18 protein-coding genes are annotated in these 23135 nt (G+C 71.5%); 16 read left to right on the top strand and 2 right to left on the bottom strand.

Annotated elements, in window-relative coordinates; all coding sequences use genetic code 11:
• The first annotated feature begins 452 nt into the window (after window positions 1–452).
• The 14 genes from BMY74_RS13610 (at window position 453) to BMY74_RS13545 (ending at window position 18219) form a co-directional block, all read left to right on the top strand.
• Entirely contained in the window at window positions 453–2786 is a 2334-nt protein-coding gene (locus BMY74_RS13610) for an AfsR/SARP family transcriptional regulator (protein ID WP_089915209.1), read from the top strand.
• Between the two features lie 154 nt (window positions 2787–2940).
• Window positions 2941–5607 carry an AfsR/SARP family transcriptional regulator gene (locus BMY74_RS13605; protein ID WP_089915206.1) on the top strand — a complete coding sequence of 889 codons (2667 nt, stop codon included), beginning with the start codon at window positions 2941–2943 and terminating at the stop codon, window positions 5605–5607.
• The gene (locus BMY74_RS46150) at window positions 5607–8270 is read left to right on the top strand and encodes an AfsR/SARP family transcriptional regulator (RefSeq protein ID WP_089915203.1); all 2664 of its coding nucleotides are present in this window, start codon (window positions 5607–5609) and stop codon (window positions 8268–8270) included. Before BMY74_RS13605 ends, BMY74_RS46150 begins: the two co-directional genes overlap by 1 nt.
• Before the next feature lie 73 nt (window positions 8271–8343).
• The gene (locus BMY74_RS13595; RefSeq protein ID WP_089915201.1) at window positions 8344–10149 is read left to right on the top strand and encodes a type VII secretion-associated protein; all 1806 of its coding nucleotides are present in this window, start codon (window positions 8344–8346) and stop codon (window positions 10147–10149) included.
• Between the two features lie 25 nt (window positions 10150–10174).
• The gene (locus BMY74_RS13590; RefSeq protein WP_089915198.1) at window positions 10175–10561 is read left to right on the top strand and encodes a hypothetical protein; all 387 of its coding nucleotides are present in this window, start codon (window positions 10175–10177) and stop codon (window positions 10559–10561) included.
• 148 nt (window positions 10562–10709) lie between these two features.
• A complete protein-coding gene (locus BMY74_RS13585; protein ID WP_089915195.1) occupies window positions 10710–11018 on the top strand; it encodes a WXG100 family type VII secretion target in 309 nt (102 codons plus the stop codon).
• A gap of 69 nt (window positions 11019–11087) precedes the next feature.
• Window positions 11088–11366 carry a WXG100 family type VII secretion target gene (locus BMY74_RS13580; protein WP_089915192.1) on the top strand — a complete coding sequence of 93 codons (279 nt, stop codon included), beginning with the start codon at window positions 11088–11090 and terminating at the stop codon, window positions 11364–11366.
• A 258-nt stretch (window positions 11367–11624) separates the two neighbouring features.
• Window positions 11625–12068, top strand: coding sequence for a 50S ribosomal protein L13 (gene rplM, locus BMY74_RS13575; RefSeq protein ID WP_089915189.1), 444 nt, complete (start codon window positions 11625–11627; stop codon window positions 12066–12068).
• Window positions 12069–12094: 26 nt separating this feature from the next.
• Entirely contained in the window at window positions 12095–12643 is a 549-nt protein-coding gene (gene rpsI / locus BMY74_RS13570; protein ID WP_089915758.1) for a 30S ribosomal protein S9, read from the top strand.
• A gap of 188 nt (window positions 12644–12831) precedes the next feature.
• Window positions 12832–14166 (top strand): phosphoglucosamine mutase, encoded by a 1335-nt coding sequence (gene glmM / locus BMY74_RS13565; protein WP_089915186.1) that lies wholly within the window; start codon window positions 12832–12834, stop codon window positions 14164–14166.
• A gap of 19 nt (window positions 14167–14185) precedes the next feature.
• Window positions 14186–14479, top strand: coding sequence for a hypothetical protein (locus BMY74_RS13560; protein WP_089915183.1), 294 nt, complete (start codon window positions 14186–14188; stop codon window positions 14477–14479).
• Window positions 14480–14800: 321 nt separating this feature from the next.
• A complete protein-coding gene (locus BMY74_RS13555) occupies window positions 14801–15064 on the top strand; it encodes a hypothetical protein (protein WP_143091565.1) in 264 nt (87 codons plus the stop codon).
• Window positions 15065–15070: 6 nt separating this feature from the next.
• Window positions 15071–17773, top strand: coding sequence for a hypothetical protein (locus tag BMY74_RS45015; RefSeq protein ID WP_177229731.1), 2703 nt, complete (start codon window positions 15071–15073; stop codon window positions 17771–17773).
• Complete coding sequence (locus tag BMY74_RS13545) at window positions 17764–18219, top strand: hypothetical protein (RefSeq protein ID WP_089915177.1); 456 nt, start codon at window positions 17764–17766, stop codon at window positions 18217–18219. The genes BMY74_RS45015 and BMY74_RS13545 overlap by 10 nt, the downstream gene beginning before the upstream one ends.
• Before the next feature lie 57 nt (window positions 18220–18276).
• On the opposite strand, the gene BMY74_RS13540 is transcribed toward BMY74_RS13545, so the two are convergent.
• Window positions 18277–19104: a dienelactone hydrolase family protein gene (locus BMY74_RS13540; protein WP_089915174.1), complete on the bottom strand. Its 828-nt coding sequence runs from the start codon at window positions 19102–19104 to the stop codon at window positions 18277–18279.
• 134 nt (window positions 19105–19238) lie between these two features.
• Between BMY74_RS13540 and glmS the strand changes: the two genes are divergently transcribed.
• Window positions 19239–21098: a glutamine--fructose-6-phosphate transaminase (isomerizing) gene (gene glmS / locus BMY74_RS13535; RefSeq protein WP_089915170.1), complete on the top strand. Its 1860-nt coding sequence runs from the start codon at window positions 19239–19241 to the stop codon at window positions 21096–21098.
• Entirely contained in the window at window positions 21099–22481 is a 1383-nt protein-coding gene (locus BMY74_RS13530; RefSeq protein WP_089915167.1) for an NAD(P)H-hydrate dehydratase, read from the top strand. It abuts the gene before it with no gap.
• On the opposite strand, the gene BMY74_RS13525 is transcribed toward BMY74_RS13530, so the two are convergent.
• On the bottom strand, window positions 22478–23101 hold the full coding sequence (locus BMY74_RS13525; protein WP_089915756.1) for a maleylpyruvate isomerase N-terminal domain-containing protein: 624 nt from the start codon (window positions 23099–23101) through the stop codon (window positions 22478–22480). The genes BMY74_RS13530 and BMY74_RS13525 overlap by 4 nt on opposite strands.
• Window positions 23102–23135 lie beyond the last annotated feature (34 nt).

The following is a 23135-nucleotide window of genomic DNA, read 5'->3' as shown; positions in this document are numbered from 1 at the left end:
CGGACAGCAGGGGACCGTCCGGTTCCCCCCATGACCGGATTCCCGCCCGGACCGCACCACTGGGAGGGCGGCCCGGACGAGGCACGGCGGTGGTGACGTCCCCCCAGGACTTCGACGTCACTCCCGTCGTTCCGGCTGAGGTCCACTCTGCCCGGTCGCGCTCACACTTCGGTCACACCGGGTCCGGGCCCGTGCACTCACCGCTCCGCAACCGAGCGGGCGACCGGTCCCTCCACGGTGAAGAGGGAGGTACAGCGGAAGGACCGGCCGAGCACGACCCATCGGCGGTGCGCTCACGCCGGTGGAGGCCGGGAACTGGCGAGCGGTGCTGGTGGCCCCCCAGGAACCTTTGCCACCAGCACCGCTGAGCAACACTCTGCACGGCCCCGCTCACACTTCGCTCACACCGCGATCACACACCGTCTAAACTGGCCGCGGAACCTGGGGGACCGATGCGAGCCGAGTACCGCGTGCTGGGGCCGTTGGAGGTGCTGCTCGACGGCGAGCCGGTGCCTGTCCCGGGTGGCCGGTGCCACGTGCTGCTGGCGACACTGCTGTTGCGGCCCAACCAGTTCGTGTCCGTCGACGAGTTGGTCGACCACGTCTGGGACGGTGATCCGCCGTCGGCCGACCGTGCGCACAAGACGTTGCAGATGGTCGTGCGCCGGCTGAGGGTGGCGCTGGGCGCGGCGGACTGCGTGCGCACGCGGCCTGGGGGCTACTTCGCGGAACTGGACCCCGACCAACTCGACCTGCTGCGGTTCCGCGAGCTGGCGAGGTCCGGTGACTTCGGTGCCGCGTCGGCGTTGTGGCGCGGGCCCGTCCTCGGCAACGTGGTGTCGGAGCGGCTGCACCGCGACGAGGTGCCGCGCCTGGTCGCCGAGCGGCTCGCGGTGCTGGAGCGGCGCATCGACGCCGACCTCGACGAGGGGCTGTCCGGTGAGCTGGTGGCGGAGCTGCGGTCGCTGGTGGCCGAACACCCGTTGCGGGAGCCGTTCTGGCGGCACCTGGTGCTCGCGCTGCACCGGTCGGGGCGGCAGGCCGAGGCGTTGCGGGCGTACCAGGAGATCAGGGAGCTGCTGGCCGACGAGCTCGGCGTCGCCCCCGGACCGGCGTTGCGCGAGCTGCACGAGCAGATCCTGCGTTCGGACGTCGCTCCCGGCGCCCACCCGCGGGTGCCGCGCCAGCTGCCGGCGGTGGTGCGGAACTTCGTCGGCCGGGACGAGGAGCTCGGGCTGCTCGACGAGTCCACCGGCGTCGCGGTCGTGCACGGCGTCGGCGGCATCGGCAAGACGACGCTCGCGTTGCGCTGGGCCCACGCCGTCCGCGACGACTTCCCGGACGGCGACCTGTACGTGAACCTGCGGGGGTTCGACCCGGACGGTCAACCGGTCGACCCGGCGTCCGCCGCCGAGACCCTGCTGGTCGGGCTGGGTGTGGACGACGTGCCCGCGGGGGCAGAAGCCCGGTTCGCGCTGCTGCGCGGCACCCTGACCGATCGGCGGGTGCTGATCGTCCTCGACAACGCCGCGACGTCGAGCCAGGTGCTCCCGCTGCTGCCCGGCACGTCCGGTGCACGGGTCGTGATCACCAGCCGCACCCGGCTCCGGGCGCTCGTCTCCCGGCACGACGCGACGTCGGTCGAGGTGCGGCAGCTGGGGGTCGAGCACGCGCGGTCGCTGCTCGCCGCCGTGCTCGGCGAGGACAGGCTCGACGCCGAACCGGAGTCCGCGCGCGAGATCGTGCGGCGGTGCGCGGGACTGCCGCTCGCGCTGAGGGTGTTCGCCGAACGGGTGTCGCGCTTCCCGGACACGTCGCTGCGGGAGTTCGTCGCGGAACTGGAGAGCGCGCGGCTCGACGCGTTGAGCGACTTCGACGACCTGGACGTGCGCGCGGTGTTCAGCTGGTCCTACCGCGCGCTGGACGAGGAGTCGGCGCGGATGTTCCGGCTGCTGTCCGTCCACCCCGGAGCCGACTACGACGTGAGCGCCGTCGCCGCGCTGGTGGACCGGCCGGTCTCCGAGGCGCGCCGCCTGCTGGAACGGCTGGCCGCCGACGGTCTCGTGCAGACGCGGTGGCTCGGCCGCTACTGCGTGCACGACCTGCTGCGCGCCTACGCGGCGGAGCTGTGCGGCGATGACGAGGCCGCTGCGCTGCGGCTGACCGAGTGGTACCTCCACACCCTGCAGAACGCCACGGCGGAGAGCGGCGTCGACGCGGGGGTGCCGGCGGACGAGGTGACGTCGGGTGTGGTGCCCCAGCAGTTCTCCAGCCGGTTCGAGGCGCTCATGTGGCGCCGGCAGGAGTGGGAGAACCTGAAGGCGGTCACGACCGCGGCGATCAGGCGGGGCTGGAAGCGGCCCGCCCTGCTGATCACGACGCACCTGATCGACCACGTCACCATGCGCCCCGCCCACCGCCACGAGGCCGTGGGGATGTTCGAGGCGGTCGCGGGCTTCGGCTCGCCCCACGAGCAGGCGCTGCTGGGGCTCAAGATGGCGTCGGTCCACGAGGAGGCTGGACGGCGGGACGAGTCCCTCCACCTGTACCGCAGTGCGCTCGAGCTGATGCGCGAGACGGGGGACCGTCAAGCCGGGATCACGGCGCAGGCGCGCTTCGTCGACCCCGGCGGAGAGGCGGGCCTGCGCGAACTGCTCGGCAACGCGTTGCTGGCGGTGGGCCGCCGTGACGAGGCGGTCGTGTCGTGGCAACGCGCGATCGCGCTGTGGCGTGACATCGGCAGTGAGCGGGCGGACGTGCTGGCCGAACGGCTGGCCGGGTTGTGAGCCGAGGCGCCGCCGCGGTGGAAGAGGTGTACCGCGACGGCGCCGGATCACAGCGGCCCCCCAGGCAGTCCCTGTCGCTGTGGTCCTCGGCTGGTGATGACCTTGCCGGTCGCCGCTCACACTCCGGTCACACGCGATCCAGGGAGGAGGAGCCGTGAACGTCGAGTACCGCGTCCTCGGACCGCTCGAGGTGCTGCGCGACGGCGTGCCCGTGGCGGTTCCGGCCGGGCGCTGCCGGGTGCTGCTGGCGACGTTGTTGTTGCGGCCCAACAGGTTCGTGTCCGTCGACGAGCTGGTGGACCGGCTGTGGGACGGCGCGCCGCCCACCCTCGACCGCGCGCACAAGACGTTGCACGAGGTCGTGCGGCGGCTGCGGATGGCGTTGGGAGACGCCAACCGCGTCCGCACGGCGACCGGTGGCTACCTGGCGGAGGTCGGTGAGGACGACCTCGACCTCACGCGGTTCCGGCGCCTCGCCGCCGAGGGGGAGTTCGCGGCGGCGCTCGCGCACTGGCGTGGCGGGGTGGCGTCCAACGTGGACTCGCCGCACCTGCACCGCGAGGACGTGCCGCCGCTCGTCGAGGAACGGCTCGTGGTGCACGGCCGCCGGATCGACGCGGACCTGGCGTGCGGGCGCGGTGCCGAACTGGTGGACGAACTGCGGGAGCTGACCGCGCAACACCCGTTGCGCGAGGGTTTCTGGGCGCAACTGGTGCAGGCGCTGCACCAGGCGGGACGGTCGCGGGAGGCGCTGGCCGCGTACGAGCAGATCCGCGCCCACCTCGACGACGAGCTGGGCGTCGAGCCCGGACGGCCGTTGCGCGACCTGCACGCGCGGCTCCTCGACCCGGGCTCGCGGCCGGGGGCGCCGCGCGGGCTGCCCGCGGTGGCCGAGCACTTCACCGGTCGCGACGCCGAACTGGCGAGGCTCACCGAGGCCGCCGAGGCCGGGGCGGCGGTGGTGATCACCGCGATCGACGGCACGGCGGGCATCGGCAAGACGGCCCTGGCGGTGAAGTGGGCGCACTCGGTCGCGGACCGCTTCCCCGACGGCCGGCTGTACGCCGACCTGCGCGGCTTCGACCCGTCCGCCGACCCCGCGAGCCCGGCCGAGGTGCTGGCCGCGTTCCTCGGGGCGTTCGGGGTGACCGGCGGCAGGGTTCCCGCGGACCTGCCCGAACGCGCGGCGCTCTACCGCAGCGTCCTCGCCGGCCGCCGCGTGCTGGTGGTCCTCGACAACGCCCGCGACGTCGAGCAGGTCCGCCCGCTGCTGCCCGCCGGCCCGGGCTGCGTGGCCGTGATCACCAGCCGCAACCGGTTCACGGGACTCGTCGTGCGCGAGGGCGCGGTCCCGGTGACGCTCGGCCTGCTCGGCGACGACGAGGCCGTAGCGCTGCTCACCACCCACCTCGGCGCCGCGCGCGTGGCCGCCGAACCGGACGCGGTCGCGGACCTGGTCGCGTTCTGCGGCGGCCTGCCGCTGGCGCTCGCCGTCACCGCCTCCAGAGCCGCCGACGACCCCGGTCTCACCCTGCGCGCCCTCGTCGATGAACTCGCCGCGCGCCCGATGCCGCACGTCGAAGCGGTCTTCGCCGCGTCCTGCAGCCGACTCGACCCCGCCACCGCGAGGCTCTTCCGGCTGCTCGGCGCGACGACGGGCCCGGACGTCTCGCTCGACGCCGCCACGGCCCTCGACGGCCGCCGCCGCGCCGAGGTGCACCGGTCGCTGCAAACGCTGGCGCGCATGCACCTCGGCACCGAGCACACACCCGGCCGGTACGCGTCCCACGACCTCCTGCGCGCGTACGCCCGGTCGTTGCCGGAGGACGAACGGCCGGCGGCGGTGCGACGGCTGCTGGAGTTCTACCTGCACTCGGTGGACAGCGCCGACGGAGTGCTGCGCCGCAGCCGGTCGGACGTCGCGCTGAGCCCGTTGCCCGGCGACGTGCGGCCGGTGCTGTTCGACGACCCGGCGGTGGCGGCGGCCTGGTGCGAGACCGAGCACGAGAACCTCCTGGCCGCCGTCCGCCTCGCCGGCGACCACGGCCTGCACCAGCACGCCTGGCAGCTCGCGACGGTCATGTTCGGCTACCTCTACCTGCGCGGACGTCCGTCCGAACGGATCGAGCTCACCCACGTGGCCCTCGCGGCGGCCAGGGCGAGCGGGGACAGGTACGCGGAGGGCGTCACGCTGCACTCGCTCGCCAACGCGCTCTCGGCGCTGGGCGACTTCACCGCCGCCGACGGCCACTACGCCGAAGCGCTGCGGGTGCGCGAGGAGATCGGCCACCTGCACGGCATCGCCGTCACCCTCGACCAGTGGGCGATCAACCACGCGCTGAGCGGCGACCTGGCGCAGGCGAAGGTCCTGCACGAACGCGCCGTCGCGAAGCGCGTGGAGCAGGGCTCACCGTCCGGCCTGGCCATCGCGCTGAACAACTACTCGATGACGCTGCTGGCGCTCGAGGACTTCGACGCCGCGCTCGCCGCGAACGACGAGGCCCGCGCGGTCGTCGAGGAGGCGGGCATGACCGACCTGGTCGCGTCCACTTTGGACACCCGTGGTCTGTTGCACCTGGAACGCGGTCACCTCGACGAGGCGGTGGGGGTGTTCCGGCGCGTGCTCGCCCTGCCCGCCGACCAGCTGCCCGACGCGATCAGGGTCGTCACGCTGGAGAACCTCGCCGAGGCGCACGTCCGCGCCGGACGTGCGAAGGACGCCCTCGTCGCGTTGGAGGAGGCCTTGCGGGTGCGCGAGGACCTGGGCAACGAGAAGGTTGCGGAACAGCTGCGGGCCAGGATCGCGGAGTTGGAGGGGTGATGGTGAACGTCGAGTTCCGGGTGCTCGGCCCGCTGGAGGTGCTCGCCGACGGGGTGCTGGTACCGGTGCCCGCAGGCCGCGTGCAGACACTGCTGGCGACGCTGTTGCTGCGCCCCAACCAGTTCGTGTCGGTGGACGAGCTGGTCGAGCGGTTGTGGGACGGCGAGCCGCCGACCGCCGACCGTGTCCACAAGACGCTGCAGATGGTCGTGGCCCGTCTGCGCAAGTCGCTCGGCACCGCGAGCCGCGTGCGCACCCTGCCGGGCGGCTACCGGTTCGACGTGGGCCAGGACGAGCTGGACCTGCTGCGGTTCAGGGCGATGGTGGCGTCGCAGGACTTCACGACCGCCACGTCGCTGTGGCGCGGTCCGGTGCTGGGCGACGTCGCCTCGGACGCGCTGCACCGCGAGGACGTGCCGGCGCTCGAAGCGGAACGGCTCGACGCGTTGGAGTCCCGCATCGGTGCCGACCTGCACCGCGGCCTCGGCCGTGAACTCGTCGCCGAGCTGAAGTCGCTGGTCACCGATCACCCGTTGCGCGAGTCGTTCTGGCAGCAGCTGATGCTCGCCCTGTGCCGCGCGGGTCAGCAGGCCGAGGCGCTCGCCACCTACCAGCGGGTGCGCGAGAAGCTCGCGGACGAGCTCGGCGTCGACCCCGGCCCGGCACTGCGCGAGCTGCACCAGCAGGTCCTGCGGGGCGAGGTGCCCGCGGGAGGACGTCAGGTGCCGCGTCAGCTGCCCGCCGGCGTCCGGAACTTCGTCGGTCGTGACGAGGAGCTCGGCGTCCTCAGCGGAACGGGCGGTGTCACCGTCGTGCACGGCGTCGGTGGCGTCGGGAAGACCGCCTTGGCGCTGCGCTGGGCGCGGGAGGCGCGCGACGACTTCCCCGACGGGGACCTGTACCTGAACCTGCGAGGCTTCGACTCCGACGCGCAGCCGGTCGACCCGGCTGCTGCGGCGGAGACACTGCTGGTGGGGCTGGGTGTCGAGAAGGTGCCCTCCGCCGCGGACGCGCGGTTCGCGTTGCTGCGCACCACCCTCGTCGACCGGCGGATGGTCCTGGTGCTCGACAACGCCGCCGCGCCACGCCAGGTGTTGCCGCTGCTGCCCGGCGCGCCGGGGGTGCGGGTCGTGATCACCAGCCGCAACCAGTTCCGCACCCTGGTCTCGCAGCACGACGCCACGTCCATCGGCCTGCGGCAGCTGGACCTGGAGGCGGCGCTGGAGCTGCTCGCGGCCGTCCTCGGTGCCGAGCGGCTCGACGCCGAACCGGACGCTGCACGCGGGATCGTCGAGCGGTGTGCAGGGCTTCCGCTGGCGCTGCGGGTGTTCGCGGAACGGGTCGCGCGCTTCCCCGACGTGCCGCTGCGGGAGTTCGTGGCGGAGCTGGACGAGGCACGGCTCGACGCGCTGACCGACTACGACGACGTCGACGTGCGGGCGGTCTTCTCCTGGTCCTACCGGGCCCTTGACGCCGAGTCGGCACGGATGTTCCGGCTGCTGTCCGTCCACCCCGGGGTGGACCTCGACGTCAACGCGGCGGCCGCGCTCGCCGGGTGCTCCGCGGCCCAGGCCCGGCGTCTGCTGGAACGGCTGGTCGCCGACCACCTCGTGCAGTCCCGCACTCCTGGCCGATACGACCTGCACGACCTGTTGCGCGCGTACGCGGGTGAGCTGTGCGGCGACGACGAAGAGGCCGCGCTGAGGCTGACGGAGTGGTATGTCCACACGCTCTTCAACGCCATGGAGACGCAAGGGGTGACCCAGGTCATGCGACCCGGCGAGGTCACGACCGGTGTCGCCGGGCAGCGGTTCCCGACTCGGCACAACGCACTCGCCTGGGGACGCGACGAGTGGAACAACCTCCGTGCTGTGATGCGCGCGGCGCTGGCCCGCGGCTGGGAACTGCTGGCGCAACTGGTTCCGTTCCTCCTGCGCACCCAGAACATCATCGAAGGCGCGCGTAGCCGGGAGCTGCTGGAGATGCTCAAGGAGGTCCAGTCGATCGGTTCGGCCCGTGAACAGGGCCTGGTCCAGGTGAAGATCGCCTCGATGTACGTCGACCTCGGACATCACGAGGAGGGTCTGCGCACCTTCGAAAACGCGTTGCCGCTCGTGCACGCGGCCGGTGAGCGGGTCGCCGAGTCGTCGGCGCTGAACAACATGAGCATCGCCTACATGCTGACCGGCCGCCGCGAGGAGTCGCTCGACTGCCTGCTCCGGGCCCACGCTCTCGCGGTCGAGGCGGACGACCTCCACTCGCAGACCATCTGCCTGATCAACATCGTCGGCAACCTCAACGACCTCAACCGCTACTCCGAAGCGGTGCACGCAGGCGAGCGGGCGCGTGCCGCCGTGCGCGAGGGCGGTGACGAGTACCTGGCGGCCAGGGTGGACGCGTTGATCGCCGCCTCCCTCTCCGGGCTCAACCTGCTGGACGAGGCGCTCGCGCTGCTCGAGCACGCCCTGGACGAGCTGCGGAGGTTCACGGACGTGGCCACGGAGATCGAGGTGCTGGACGAGGACCTTGGTCCGCTGCTGTTCCGCCTCGGGCGTCATGACGACGCGGTCCGCGCCTGGGAACGGGCGATGGACCTCGCTCAGGCGGGGAGGGAAGAACGGGCTGAGTGGCTGGCGGCGAAGCTCGCTCTCGTCCGGGAGTGAGACGACCTTCGTCATCCATGTCGTTCGAGCCGGTCATATCGGGTAAGCATGTGCGCGGAAGAGGGGAAGGTGCATGAGCCTGCACGTCGCGGTCGACTTCGGCACGTCGAGCACCTGCGTCGCGATCTCCGCGCACGGCCGGGAGCCGCAGGTCGTCGTGTTCGACGGCCAGCCGCTGGTGCCGTCCGCCGTGTTCGCCGCGGCCGACGGCACGCTGTTCGTCGGCCAGGAGGCCGAGCGGCAGGCCGCCGTCGACCCCGCCCGCTACGAGCCGCACCCGAAGCGCCGCGTCGACGAGGGGGAGTTGCTGCTCGGTAGCACCGTGCTGCCCGTTGTGGACGTTGTGCGCGCGGTGCTGGCACGTGCCGTTGGTGAGGCACGGCGCGTTGGTGGTGGTGCGCCCGTCGACCTTCTCGTGCTCACCCATCCCGCCGACTGGGGCACGGTCCGCACGCGCGTCCTGCTGCAGGCGGCCCGCGGTCTGGGGCGCGAGGTCGTGCTGGTGCCCGAACCCGTCGCCGCCGCCGTCTTCCACTCCGCGAGCCACTCCGTTCCGGACGGTGCCTCGCTTGCCGTGCTCGACCTCGGCGGTGGCACGGTCGACGCCAGCGTGGTGACGCGGACGGGCAAGAGCTTCCGGGTGCTGTCCGCCAAGGGCGACCCGAGTTTCGGCGGCGCCGACATCGACCAGGCGTTGCTCGAGCACGTCGGCGGGCTCGTCGCGGCCAAGGACCCCGAGGCCTGGCGCCAGCTCGTCGAGGGCAGGGAGATGGCCGACCGGCGCAAGCGGCGGGTGCTGCGGCAGGACGTGCGCGGCGCCAAGGAGACGTTGTCCCGGCACGCCTACACGGACGTGCCGATGCCGCCGCCGTTCCCCGACGCGCACGTGACGCGGTCGGACCTCGAACAGTTGATCAGCGCGCCGCTGAGCCGGGCGGCGGGGCTGGCGGCCGCCGCCGTGCGCGACGCCGGGCTCGCGCCCCAGCAGCTCGCCGGGGTGTTCCTGGTCGGCGGCTCGAGCCGGATCCCGCTCGTCGCGCGGATGGTGCACGAGCAGCTGCGGATCGTGCCGACGAGCATCGACCAGCCGGAGACCGTGGTGGCCCGGGGCGCGCTGCGGGCGGTCAGCCTGGACCCGGAACGGACCGGGGGCGTCGCCCAGCAGTCCCTGGGGCCGTCGGGTGAGGTCACTCACAACATCCGCGTCGGCGAGGAGACCACCCGCAAGATCACCCGCCGGATCACGCCCCCGCCGCCGGGGCAGTTCCCCGTTCCGTTCCCGATGGCCTCGCCACCGCCGCCGCGGAAGAAGAGCAGGACGCCGTTGTTCGTCGCGATCGGTGTCGTCGTCGTGCTCGCGGCGGCCGGGGTCGGGGCCTACTTCTGGTTCAAGCCGAACGGCACGCCGGAGCAGCCCACGCCCGCTGGTGACCAGATCGCCGTCTACGACTACAGCTTCACCCGTCCGGGCGGGTGGGAGCAGACCGGCGGTGCCGCCAAGGACCGCCAGGTGCTTTTGCAACCGATTGAGCGCACGAATTCCGATAGCAAACAACCGGAAGCGCGAATTGCTGTGCAGGAGCAAACCCTCGAGTACAACAGCGACCGGGATCGCACTCGCGCGTTGAACGAGTTGAAGAACACGTATCAGCAACGCAAGGACAAAGGCGACGAGGTCGCCGCCTTCGCCGAGGACGCCACATTCGCGGGGAAATCCGTTGTTCACTATCGCGAAGTGGTCGAGTCGACCGAGGTCGAGTGGTACATCCAGTTCGCCGGCGAGGTGCAGGTGAGCGTGGGGTGCCAGGCGACCGAGGCCACGAAGGACCAGGTCCGCACCGCCTGCGAACAGATCGTCCGCTCGCTCGTCATCAAGTAGCAGCCGCAACGCCAGGGAGTCGCCGATGTCCGCCACCGAGGAACTCGCCCGGTTCCGCGCCGAGGTCGGAGCGGCCCTCACCCGTGCCCGCCGCGCGTCGGGTGAGATAGGTGAACGCAATGCCAAGCTGCGGGAACGCACTCGTGACCTCGCTGTGCGGGCTCGCGAGCACAAGGCCGAGCCCGGCGCGAAAGCCACCCCGGCCGACGTCCGGGAGGCCGCGCGAGGCTTCCGCGTGGATCGCGGGCTGGCTGTCGAGCAGGTGCCGGACGCCGCCGAGCCCGTCGCGTCCGCTCCAGTTGAGACAGCGCCGGCCACTCTCGGTTCTCTCGCCGTCGCCGGTCCGAGTGGTCAGCTTCCTCGTGTGAGTGACGATGACGAGGACTTTTCGCAGTCGCGAATCCTCTACTGAGATGGCGGTTTCACCCGGCGCCGTTTACTAGCGCAACTACTTCGAAAGAAGTCGCGACAGGACGGAACCGGCGTGGCAGGGTCATGCGTCGGAAGAGGCGTACGGACCAAGAAGTACGACCTGAAGTTCTCTGAAGGGGGCATCTCCAATGGCATTGGAAGTTACCGCAGCCGAGCTCGACGCCCTGGCCAAGCGCATCATCGACGTGGATGGCGACACGCAGGCGACGCTGCGCGGCGTGCAGAACGCCGTCGACACCGTGAAGTCCACCTGGCGCGGCGAGGCCGCGACGGCGTTCGACAACCTGATGCTGCGCTTCCAGGACGACGCGAAGAAGCTCCAGGAGGCGCTGCGCAGCATCGCCGAGCAGATCGCGTCCTCGGCGGACGTCTACGCCCGCCAGGAAGAGGACAACAAGTCCTCGATCGGCGGCATCGGCGCGCGTCTCCAGGGCTGATCTCCCAGCTCAGCTCGACCAGTTCCGCCTCAAGACCTTCCGAATCGCTAGAACTCCAGGGGAGATGAAATGCTGCAGGTTACGTTCGCCGAGATCCAGACCGCGTCCAGCACGATCAACAGCTCGGCCACGCAGATCGAGGGCCAGCTGTCCGACCTCAAGTCCGAGGTGACCAAGACCCTCGCCGGCTACCAGGGTGAGGCCCGCGAGCGCTACGAAGAGGCGCAGCGCAAGTGGGACCAGGCCGCCGCCGACCTCCAGGCCGTGCTCGCCGCCATCGGCACCGCCGTCGGCCAGGCCGGCGAGGCGTACGAGTCCGCTGAGAAGATGAACGCCAACCGCTGGTAAGCCTTCTCGGCCTTCGCAAGACCCTTCGCGAGCCCCGGAACCACGTGGTCCGGGGCTCGCGTACGTCCGGGTGGAGGTGCCTTCGGAGGACCCGTTTTGGTCCCCGCACCACCCATCCGGTATCTTCTTACGTTGTTGTGCGGTAGCTGGCGCCCATGTGTGCCGCGCCTGTCTCGGAACCACCGCTTGGCCAGTCCAAGATCGGTCTGGGGCAACCGCCGCAGTGACCCCAGACGCAAGTGACGACGAGGTAGATCCGTGCGCACGTACAGCCCGAAGCCCGGTGAGGTGACCCGCACCTGGCACGTGATCGACGCCCAGGACGTGGTGCTCGGCCGGCTCGCCACCCAGGCCGCGACGCTGCTGCGCGGCAAGCACAAGCCGACCTACGCCCCTCACGTTGACACCGGTGACTTCGTGGTCATCATCAACGCTGACAAGGTCGCCCTGACCGGCTCGAAGCGGGACCAGGAGTTCCAGTACCGCCACTCGGGTTTCCCCGGCGGTCTGCGCAAGCAGTCCTTCGGTGAGGTCCTGGACACGCGTCCGGACCGCCTGGTGGAGAAGGCGATCAAGGGCATGCTGCCCAAGAACCGCCTTGGCCGTCAGATCGCGAACAAGCTCAAGGTCTACAGCGGCCCGAGCCACCCGCACGAGGCGCAGCAGCCCCAGGCCTTCGAGATCAAGAAGATCGCCCAGTGAGCGACGAGTACACCGAGGAAGTTCCTGTGACCACCCCTGAGAACGAGACCCCTGAGGTCGAGACCCCCGAGGTCGAGGCTGAGGTTGTCGAGGCCGAGGTCGTCGAGGCTCCTGAGGCCGAGGCCGACGAGGCCGAGGTCGCTGAGGAGACCTCCGCGCCGGTGGTCGCGCCCTCGCTGAACGGCGCCGCGCACCTCGCGCAGACCGTCGGCCGCCGCAAGGAGGCCGTCGTCCGCGTCCGCCTCGTGCCCGGCACCGGCAAGTTCACGCTGAACGGCAAGACCCTCGAGGCCTACTTCCCGAACAAGGTGCACCAGCAGCTCATCCGTGAGCCGCTCGTCACCACGGAGAAGCCCGAGACCTTCGACGTGATCGCCAACCTGCGTGGCGGCGGCATCACCGGCCAGGCCGGTGCGCTGCGCCTCGCCATCGCGCGTGCGCTGATCGCCGTCGACTCCGAGGACCGCCCGGTCCTGAAGAAGGCCGGCTTCCTCACCCGTGACCCGAGGGTCAAGGAGCGCAAGAAGTACGGTCTGAAGAAGGCCCGCAAGGCGCCTCAGTACTCCAAGCGTTGATGCTCCGTCACCGCGGGAGCTGTGTCTGCGTTCGTCAGACCACGGCTCCCCGGTGACAGCGGGGACACCCCGCGCCCCGAGCGTCATCCAGTTCTACCTGCGGGAGCAGCAGTTCACCTCGAACTGCTGCTCCCGCAGTGTTTTCCGGGTCTTTCCCGCCGCCTCGCAGTGTCCAATTCGGAGGATTCATGGCCCGCCTGTTCGGCACCGACGGTGTGCGCGGTCTCGCGAACGCCGATCTCACCCCTGAGCTCGCGATGTCCGTCGCCGCCGCGGCGGCGCGGGTGCTCGCCGAGCACGACCGCTCCCACCGCCCCGTGGCCGTCGTCGGGCGGGACCCCAGGGCGAGCAGCGAGATGCTCGACGCCGCCGTCACCGCGGGCCTCACCTCGGCCGGTGCGGACGTGCTGCGCGTCGGCGCCCTGCCCACGCCCGCCGTCGCCTTCCTGGTCGCCGCGCTGGGCGCCGACATCGGCGTGATGATCTCCGCGTCGCACAACGCGATGCCGGACAACGGGATCAAGCTCTTCGCCGCCGGTGGCCACAAGCTGCCCGACGAGGTCGAGGACGAGATCGAGCAGCACATGGGCGCCGGGTTCGACCGCCCCACGGGTGCCGCGATCGGCCGGGTGCGCGACGTCCCCGACGCCGAGACCCAGTACGTCGAGCACCTGCTCAAGGTCACGCCGCACCGCCTCGACGGCCTCAAGGTCGTGGTGGACTGCGCGAACGGTGCCGCGTCGGTGGCCGCACCGGACGCGTACCGCCGCGCGGGGGCCGAGGTGATCGCGATCAACGCGACCCCGGACGGCCTCAACATCAACGACGGCTGTGGTTCCACCCACATCGACGTCGTGGCCGCCGCCGTCCGCGAGCACGGCGCCGACCTCGGCATCGCGCACGACGGCGACGCCGACCGCTGCCTCGCCGTGGACGCCAACGGCGAACCGGTCGACGGCGACCAGATCCTCGCCGTCCTCGCGATCGCCATGCGCGACGCGGGCGAACTGGTGGAGGACACGCTCGTCGCCACCGTCATGAGCAACCTGGGCCTGCACATCGCCATGCGCGAGTCCAAGATCGAGCTGCGCACCACCGCCGTCGGCGACCGCTACGTGCTGCAGGAGCTCAAGACCCGCGGCTACTCCCTCGGCGGCGAGCAGTCGGGCCACGTCGTGCTGCCCGCGCACGCCACCACCGGCGACGGCCTGCTCACCGCGCTGCGCCTGATGGCCCGCATGGCCGAGACCGGCAAGTCGCTCGCCGACCTCGCCTCGGTGATGCGCCGCCTGCCGCAGGTCCTGATCAACGTGAAGGTCACCGACAAGGCGGCCGTGGCCAAGGCGTCGTCGGTCAGCCAGGCCGTGGCCGAGGTCGAGGCGGAGCTCGGCGACACGGGCCGCGTGCTGCTGCGCCCGTCCGGCACCGAGCAGCTCGTCCGGGTCATGGTCGAGGCCACGAGCCACGAACAGGCCGAGTCGGCCGCCCAGCGCCTCGCGGGTGTGGTTTCCTCGGTGCACTGAGGACTGATGGGGGCTGGGGATGACCGCGTTGATGTTGCTCGTACTCCTGGTGCTGCTGGGAGGCGCGGCCGCGGTCGCCGCCGTGGTCGTGGTGACGTCGAAGCGCAGACCCGCCCAGCCCCCGTTCCCGCCGGGCCACCCGCACCAGGGCTTCCCGGTGCAGGGCTACCCGCAGCAGCAGGGTTTCCCGCCGCAGGGTCACCCGCAGCAGCCGTACTCACCGCAGGGCTTCCAGCAAGGCCGGGCGCCGCAGGCGTACCCGCAGCAGGTGCCACCGCCCGGCCAGCAGCCGCCCGCACCAGGCCACCACTGATCGGTCGGCGACCGCCCTTGACCGCCATCGCCGCGTCCTGCCGGCCCACCACCGACGACTCCCCTGCGGTCGCCGACCGCTGAGAACTGCCGCCGACCTGCCCGCCGCCGATCTTCACCGACCGGGCGCCACCCGATCAGTGATGATCATCAGCGTCTTGGTCCGAATGGCTGTTTACTAAGGCAACCGACATCGTGGAGCTCCGGTCACCGCGTGGCCGGAGCTGGCACTGTATGGCGGAACCCGATGAGACCGAATTGCGTCAGATCGGGGACTAGGGGAGGCGAGCAGATGTCGGGGTTCGGCGTTCAGTCCGGCGATTTGACCAAGGCTGCGGGGACGTACGAGGCGGAGGGATCAGCCCTGATCCAGATGAAGTCCGCTGCCGTGCCGGGTGTGGGGGCCGGGCAGGTCGGCCGCAAGTTCCAGGGCGTCGCCGCCGAGTACAAGGCCTGCTTCGACCTCTTCGGCCAGGACCTGGAGAAGTTCGGCAAGGAGGCGACCGGCATCGCCACCCGCCTGAAGGACGTCGCCAGGACGTACGAGTCGAACGAGGCGCAGACCTCGAGCCAGTTCAAGGGGTAACGAGTCGTGGCGGATCAGAACGAGATCAAGAAGCTCCTCGACGACCCGAACGTCACTCCGGAGACCAAGAAGCAGCTCGTCCCCGCGCTGGCCGGTGCCGGTGCCTCGGAGGAGGACGTCGAGCGGTACGCGAAGGCCAACGGGGTCGACGTCCCGAGCGACCCCGGCGTCGGCAGCTACCTGCTCGGCGCGGCGGCCGCGGTTCCCACCGGCGGCCTGAGCCTGGGCTACGTCGCCGGCAAGGAGGCCACCCGCTCCCAGTGGGAGAAGAAGGGCGGCGACGCCGACAAGGTCCTCGAACAGGCCAAGGTGGAGCGCGAGCTCGGCGCCACCCAGAAGGTGCTGAACGAGCAGGGCGACGTGCCGAACAGCAACGTGCTGCTCGACGCCGGCGCCCCCGGCCTGCGGTTCTTCGCGACGTTCATCCCGCTCTACCCCAAGGCTGCGGCCGCGTGCGGGCACGGTGGTGCCGCGCCGAACCTCGAAGCGGAGATCTACCGCAAGTACGACGAGGTCCGCGACATCGACTTCGCGAAGTTCCGCGAGGACGCCCACAAGCTCACCGAGAACGTGAAGAAGGCGGACGCGAGCGACAACGCGCTCGGTGCCGCCTGGAACGGGCTCGGGTCCTGGGAGGGCCCCGCCGCGAAGGCCGCGGGCGAGTACCGGACGAAGTTCGCCGGTGCCTCGAAGACGTTCGTGCAGCAGGCGGGCACGGCCCCCGGCGCGATCAACGCCGGCGTGGCCAACCTGCAGAAGCACGTCAAGGAGTTCGCGCAGCAGATCCACGACCAGTACGCCGACAAGTGCGGCGGCATGACGGTCGAGGAGACCGAGCGGGCGATCCGCCAGGCGAACGGCGACATCTACGAGAACGACGCGGGCATCCTCGACGGTCTCTCCGGCCTGCCGGGCTGGGTCGTCGGCGGTGTCGTGGGCGCTCTCACCGGCGGCATCCTCGGAGGTGCTCTCGCGGCCCTCGGCTGGGACTCCTGGGTGAAGGACCGGCGCGAGAGCATCATCAACGAGGCCAAGCAGAAGCTGAAGGCGTTCTGCGAGGAGTTCGACGGCAAGAAGAAGGCGTTCGACGGCTACTGCCAGGCCGTGCAGGCCGGTGTCGAAGCCGACTACAAGACCATGTTCGGGGCCATGAAGAACGCGTTCAAGGACACGTTCGGCCCGATCGGCGACCCCCCGGCGTTCTCCGACCAGGGCGGCGGCCGCCAGAACGTCAACAACGGCGGTGGCGGCGGCAACAACGGTGGCGGTGGTGGCGGCAGCCCGAGCGGCGGTGGCGGTGGCGGTGGCGCGCCGGAGATGCCGAAACCGGAGAACCCGCTCGACAAGGACGGCGACGGCAAGCCCGACGTCCCCGGTGACACCGACGGCGACGGCAAGCCCGACGACCTCGACGGCGACGGCAAGCCCGACCAGCCGAAGCCCGAGGAGGAGCTCGAGACCGTCACGGTCACGGCGGGCGACAACACGATCAAGGTCACGGAGCCCGACTCGAACGGGCACGTGAAGATGACGATCGACACGCCCAAGGGCGAGCCGAAGACCTACGACCTCGACTTCAGCAAGAACCCCGAGGCCGCCAAGGCCCTGATGGGCCAGAACGGCGCGCAGGCCATCACGAACATGGCCAACCAGCTCACGGCGTCGAACCCGACCGCGGGCGGGCAGACCCCGGCCGCGGGTGGCACGCCGGCACCCGGTGGCGGCGCCGCTCCCGGGGCGACGGGCCCGCTCGGTTCGGAGTCGAACCCGATCCCCGTCGAGGTCGGCGAGGACGGCAAGATCCACATCGAGCAGGACGGCGTCAACTTCACGGCCGAGGTGAACACCGAGACCGGTGAGATCAACCTGACCGCGGACAACGGCGACGGCACGCCCGACAAGATCGGCATCGGCTTCGGCGAGGACGAGAACCCCGCCGCGCAGACGCCGGGCGCGGAGTCCGGTTCGGGTGGTGGTTCCGACGGCGCACGGCTCGAGGACGGCCTGCGCACGCCGGACGCCGACTTCCCGCAGGCGGTCGAGGACGTCAGGACCATGCCCGCCGAGGCGGAGTTCCGGCCGATGCCCGCTCCCGCCGAGTTCCAGGCGATGCCCGCTCCGGCGGGCGAGCAGGTCTGGAGCGCGCCGGGCGAGGCCGCGCCGAACGTGGCCGAGCGCTTCCAGGACTCGATGGCCCGCAGCTACGTCGAGGACAACGGCATCATGCCGAGCCTCGGCGAGCCCCGGATCTCCACCGAGAGCCCGCAGTTCGCGCAGGCGACGGACAGCACCACGACGTCCGGCGTCTCGTTCACGAGCGGCAGCGGTGGCGGCGAGTCGGTGCTCGGCGGCTCGAACGCCGACAGCGCGTGGAGCAGCCCGAACTCGAACGACAGCAACGGCGGCTCGTTCAACACGAACGCGTCCGAAGCCGGTCAGCCGGGCTCCGCGAACCTGCCGTCCCTGCAGGACGCAGGCGGCCAGGCGCCGAGCGGTGCGTCGTCCGGCGGCATGATGGGCGGCGGGATGATGGGTGGCGGCATGGCGGGTGGCGGAGCCGGTGGCCAGCAGGGCGGCGACTCCGAGCGCGGCGCCAGCCAGTGGCGCACCACGGGCACGCTGTTCGACGACGACAACAGCAACCCGTTGAGCGCCATGCAGACCACGCTGGGAGATGACCGAGGAGAGGCCGCCAACCCATGGCGATGATCGGGGAAGTGGACCCGCGCGTGCAGGCGTTGTTCGACGAGAACATCGCCAAGACCCGCCGTGCCGCCGCCGAGGTCTCGGCGGAGCTCAAGGCGAATCAGGACAAGGTCGCCGCCGACATCGCGGCGCGCGAGGAGAAGCACAAGCAGGACGTCGCGGCGGCTCAGGAGCGCGCGCAGAACCTCGTCGCGCAGGGCGAACGGCAGCAGCAGCCGCGCAAGCCGCAGTGGGACCGGCCCGAACGTGGTGCCGGCGAGCTGGCGTTCGGCCCGGAGGACGACGACGGCGGCTACGCGCCGGCACAGCAGCAGCAGCAGGCACCGGTGGCCGCTCCGCCACTGCCACCGCCTCCGCCGCCGGTCGCGCCGCCACCGCCGGTCCACCGGCGTCGTCCGGCGCCCGTGGACGACGATGACGACCTGAGCGGCCAGACCTGGCTCAGCTGACCCGATTCACGACGAAGGCCCGCGCCGTCACCGGTGCGGGCCTTCGTCGTCGGTCCGTCAGCGCCGCGGCAGCGCCTCCCGCTGGAACACCAGGTTCGCGTTCTTGAGGTCGCTGTCCAGCAGCTCGTCGTAGGCCCGCTCCCCGGTCATCACCCGCAGCAGGAACGCCGTCACGAACGCGCGCCCGAGCTTCTGCGCGCCGCGCTCACCGCTGCCGTCCAGCATGAGCTCGCTCCAGTGCCGCCCCTCGGTGAACCCGAGGTGAGAGGCCTTGGGCAGCAACCTCAGCTGCACGGGGCCGCCCCACGCCTGCGCGATCGCCTCGGAGTGGCCGACGGGCGGCGCGATGCGGTCCTCGCCCGCCGCGAGGTGCAGTCCGGGCGCCCGGACCTCCCGTGCCGCGTCGAGGGCCGAGGGGCGCGTCTCCGTTGCGGCCAAAGTCACAACGGCCCGGACGCGGTCCGCACCCGAGGCCGCCAGCACCGCCGCGCCGCCGCCCATCGAGTGGCCGGCCAGCGCGAGCCGGGCGGGGTCGACGCTGATCTCGCCGGTGCCGAGCCGCACTCCGGTGCAGATGTCCAAAGTGGTCAGCAGGTTCGCCGCCAGCACCCGCGACGACAGCAGCGGCCCGCGCTCCACGGCCGGTGCCGCGGCGACCACGCCCCACGACGCGAGGTGGCGCAAAAGGCCGTGGTAGCGGCGCACGGGCTGCATCCAGCCGTGTCCGAACGCGACGGCGGGCAGGCCGAGGCCGGACTGCGGCGTGAAGATCACGCCCGGCAGGCCGACGAGCGCGAGGTCTCCGCGCAGCACGGGGTGCGGGCCGGGCCTGCTGAGCTGCTCGAGGGCCTGTTTCGCGGTCAGCGTGATCACGCGGCGAGCCATGGGGTGAACCGTAGTCGATCCTGTCGTGCGCACCACATCCGAGATTGGTCTACACCACATGTGTCGCTGACCTGCGCTTACGGAGGGCTCTCACTCATTAGGGTTAGTGGCGTGGTCTAGCTAGTCTGTTTCCCGTGTGCGGAATCGTGGGATACGTGGGTCACCAGTCGGCGCTCGACGTGGTGCTGGACGGGCTGAGGCGCCTCGAGTACCGGGGTTACGACTCGGCGGGTGTCGCGGTCGTGACGGGCGAAGACCTCGCCGTCGAACGCAAGGCCGGACGGCTGCAGAACCTGGAGACGCTGCTCGACGAGGTGGGTCGCGACAACTTCGCGGGCACCGTCGGCATGGGTCACACCCGGTGGGCGACGCACGGCGCGCCGATCGACAGGAACTCGCACCCGCACCGCGACACGACGAACCGTGTCGCCGTGGTGCACAACGGCATCATCGAGAACTTCCTCGCGCTGCGCTCCGAACTCGAGGGGCTCGGCGTCGAGATGGCCTCCGACACCGACACCGAGACGGTCGCGCACCTCGTGTCGTTCGCCTACAACGAGGGCGACACGAAGGGCGACTTCGTCGCGAGCGTGCGCAAGGTCGTGAACCGCCTGGAGGGCGCGTTCACGCTCGTCTTCACCAACGCCGACGAGCCCGACACGGTCGTCGCCGCGCGCCGCAACTCGCCGCTGGTCGTCGGAGTCGGCGAGGACGAGTACTTCGTCGCGAGCGACGTCGCCGCGTTCATCGCGCACACCAAGCAGGCCGTCGAGCTGGGCCAGGACCAGATGGTCGTGCTGACCCGCTCCGGCTACCAGGTCACCGACTTCGCCGGCGAGCCCGCCGAGGCCAAGCCGTTCACGGTCAACTGGGACCTCAGCGCCGCCGAGAAGGGCGGCCACGAGTACTTCATGCTCAAGGAGATCGAGGAGCAGCCGGAAGCGCTCGCGAACACGCTGCGCGGCCACTTCGCGAACGGCCGGATCGTCCTCGACGAGCAGCGCCTGTCCGACCAGGACCTGCGCGACGTCGACAAGGTCTTCGTGATCGCCTGCGGCTCGGCCTACCACTCCGGTCTCGTCGCGAAGTACGCGATCGAGCACTGGACCCGCCTGCCCGTCGAGGTGGAGCTCGCCTCCGAGTTCCGCTACCGCGACCCGGTCCTCGACCGCGACACGCTCGTCGTCGCCGTGTCGCAGTCCGGCGAGACCGCGGACACGCTGGAGGCCGTGCGCCACGCCCGTGCGCAGAAGGCCCGCGTGCTGGCCGTCTGCAACACCAACGGCGCGCAGATCCCGCGTGAGTCCGACGCCGTGCTCTACACGCACGCCGGCCCGGAGATCGGTGTCGCGTCGACGAAGGCGTTCCTCGCCCAGATCGCCGCGAACTACCTGGTGGGCCTGGCCCTGGCGCAGGCGCGCGGCACCAAGTACCCGGACGAGGTCGCCCGCGAGTTCCACGAGCTCGAGGCCATGCCCGAGGCCGTGCAGCGCGTGCTCGGCACCATCGACCAGGTCAAGGCGCTCGGCCGCGAGCTCGCCGACTCGAAGGCCGTGCTGTTCCTCGGCCGCCACGTCGGCTACCCGGTGGCCCTCGAAGGCGCGTTGAAGCTCAAGGAGCTCGCCTACATGCACGCCGAGGGCTTCGCGGCGGGCGAGCTCAAGCACGGCCCGATCGCGCTGATCGAGGAGAACCTCCCGGTCGTCGTGGTCATGCCGTCGCCCAAGGGCCGTGCCGTCCTGCACTCGAAGCTGGTGTCGAACATCAGCGAGATCCAGGCCCGCGGCGCCCGCACGATCGTGATCGCCGAGGAGGGCGACGAGACGGTCCGCCCGTTCGCCGACCACCTGATCGAGATCCCGGCCGTCCCGACGCTGCTGCAGCCGCTGATCTCGACGATCCCGCTGCAGGTGCTCGCGGCCGAGATCGCGACCGCCCGCGGCTACGACGTGGACAAGCCTCGCAACCTCGCGAAGTCCGTTACCGTCGAGTGAGTGAGAGGCGTCTGGCACACCGAACGCGTCAAGTCCGCTGAAGAGGAGCTCATGGCGGTCGTCCCGCCGGGCTCGCTGATGCGCAAGGCCGCGTTCGGTGTGGCCACCCACGCCCTCAGGCTTCTTTCGGGCCGTCGCCGCGTCACGCTGCTGGTGGGTGCGGGCAACAACGGCGGCGACGCCCTGTGGGCCGGCTACTTCCTGCGCCGCCGCGGGATCGCGGTGTCCGCGGTGCTGCTGAACCCGGCCAAGGCGCACGCCGAGGGGCTGGCGGCGTTCCGCCGCGCCGGTGGCCGGATCGCCGACGAGGTCGGCACCCCGGACCTGGTCATCGACGGCATCGTCGGCCTGTCCGCGCGCGGTCCGCTTCGTCCGGACGCCGCCGCGCTGGTCGATTCCGTGACCGCTCCGGTCCTGGCGGTGGACCTGCCGTCCGGCATCGACCCGGACACCGGCGAGATCTCCGGGCCGCACGTGCGCGCGCACACCACCGTCACGTTCGGCTGCCTGAAGCCGGTGCACGCGCTGGCCGACTGCGGCGAGGTGCACCTGGTCGACATCGGCCTGCGACCGTCCGATCCGGACTTCGTGCTGCTCGACCGGTCCGACGTCACGTGGCCCGTGCCGGGCCCGTCCGACGACAAGTACACCCAGGGCGTCACGGGCGTCGCGGCCGGGAGCTCCACCTATCCGGGCGCCGCGGTGCTGTCCACCGGCGCGGCCGTGCTCGCCACGTCCGGCATGGTCCGCTACGCCGGTCCGGCCGCCGACGCCATCCGCGCGCGCTGGCCCGAGACGATCTGCACGGGCTCGATCACCGACGCCGGCCGCGTGCAGGCCTGGGTCGTCGGCCCCGGCATGGGTACGGGCACGTCGTCGGCCGAGGTCCTGAAGTTCGTCCTGGACGCCAACGTCCCGGTGATCGCGGACGCGGACGCCATCACGTTGCTGGCGTCGAACCCGCAGCTGTGGGACGCCCGCGACCCGGACTCGGCGCTGGTGCTGACCCCGCACGACCGCGAGTTCGAACGCCTGGCGGGCCCGGTCGGCTCCGATCGTGTCGCGGCAGCGCGAAAAGCCGCCCAGCGCTTCAACGCCGTGGTGCTCCTGAAAGGACACCGGACCGTCGTGGCGGCCCCCGACGGTCGCGCGCTGGTCAACTCGGCGACGTCGTCGTGGCCCGCGACGGCCGGGTCCGGGGACGTGCTGTCGGGGATCATCGGCGCGCTGCTGGCCGGCGGGCTGGACCCGTTCCTGGCTGCGGGGTACGCGGCCTGTGCGCACGTGCTGGCGGCGGAGCTGGGCGCGGACGGGGCGCCGGTGCCCGCGTCGGGGTTGATGGAGGCCATTCCGGACGCGATCCGCGCCATCAGGGCCCGCTAGACCACGGAGAAGCCCGCGGCCAGGTCGTGCCGGCCGGTCAGTGCCAGCACGACGGCACGGCCGTCGCCGGTGACGGCCGCCAGCCGTGCCGCGAGCGCGGCGGACTCGGCGAGCGCGTCGACGGGCGGCTCGAACGGCAGGTCCACCGCGGCCGCGAGGTCGAAGCCGTGCACGACCAGTTCGAACGTCCTGGTGGGCAGCCACCGGCCGAGGCGCATGCCCCCGGCCGCGGTGGTGACCAGCGCGTCCGGGGCGGTGCCGGAGACGGCGGTGACCACCTGGCTGGCCAGCTGCCGGACCTGGTCGGCCGGCCGCTCGCCCAGGCGTGCACCCCACTGCCGCGCGTCCGTGGTGGAGAGGGCGACGACGGCGTCCACGACGGCGGGATCGACGGTCTTCGCCAGGGCGTAGTAAGCCTCCGGCGTGGCGATGTCCTCGGTGCTGGCCGGCCTGCCCAGTGCGGTCAGGACGCCCGCCAGTCCGGCGGAGACGGCGTGGCCGACCAGGTCGCGCACCGTCCAGTCGCCGAGCCCCGGTCCGGCGAGGCGGGACGCGGGCACGGCGTCCACCAGCCCGGTGAAAGCGTGCGCGGTGGCGATGAAGGTGTTCTGCACGGCCATGTCCGCCACCCTGGCAGAACGCGGGCCGCCCGGA

The sequence above is a fragment of the Lentzea albida genome, assembly GCF_900111005.1.
In the GTDB taxonomy this organism is placed as follows: domain Bacteria; phylum Actinomycetota; class Actinomycetes; order Mycobacteriales; family Pseudonocardiaceae; genus Lentzea; species Lentzea albida.
The sequence above is the reverse complement of the archived record's forward strand: the minus strand, read 5'-3'. Positions and strand labels throughout refer to the sequence as shown.

Coding starts and splice junctions, on each gene's coding strand:
- BMY74_RS13545 (WP_089915177.1), top strand. CDS start 17,764: ATGGCGATGATCGGGGAAGTGGACCCGCGCGTGCAGGCGTTGTTCGAC.
- BMY74_RS13560 (WP_089915183.1), top strand. CDS start 14,186: ATGACCGCGTTGATGTTGCTCGTACTCCTGGTGCTGCTGGGAGGCGCG.
- BMY74_RS13580 (WP_089915192.1), top strand. CDS start 11,088: ATGCTGCAGGTTACGTTCGCCGAGATCCAGACCGCGTCCAGCACGATC.
- BMY74_RS13590 (WP_089915198.1), top strand. CDS start 10,175: ATGTCCGCCACCGAGGAACTCGCCCGGTTCCGCGCCGAGGTCGGAGCG.
- BMY74_RS13585 (WP_089915195.1), top strand. CDS start 10,710: ATGGCATTGGAAGTTACCGCAGCCGAGCTCGACGCCCTGGCCAAGCGC.
- BMY74_RS13540 (WP_089915174.1), bottom strand. CDS start 19,104: ATGGCTCGCCGCGTGATCACGCTGACCGCGAAACAGGCCCTCGAGCAG.
- BMY74_RS13525 (WP_089915756.1), bottom strand. CDS start 23,101: ATGGCCGTGCAGAACACCTTCATCGCCACCGCGCACGCTTTCACCGGG.
- BMY74_RS13610 (WP_089915209.1), top strand. CDS start 453: ATGCGAGCCGAGTACCGCGTGCTGGGGCCGTTGGAGGTGCTGCTCGAC.
- BMY74_RS13595 (WP_089915201.1), top strand. CDS start 8,344: ATGAGCCTGCACGTCGCGGTCGACTTCGGCACGTCGAGCACCTGCGTC.
- BMY74_RS46150 (WP_089915203.1), top strand. CDS start 5,607: ATGGTGAACGTCGAGTTCCGGGTGCTCGGCCCGCTGGAGGTGCTCGCC.
- glmM (WP_089915186.1), top strand. CDS start 12,832: ATGGCCCGCCTGTTCGGCACCGACGGTGTGCGCGGTCTCGCGAACGCC.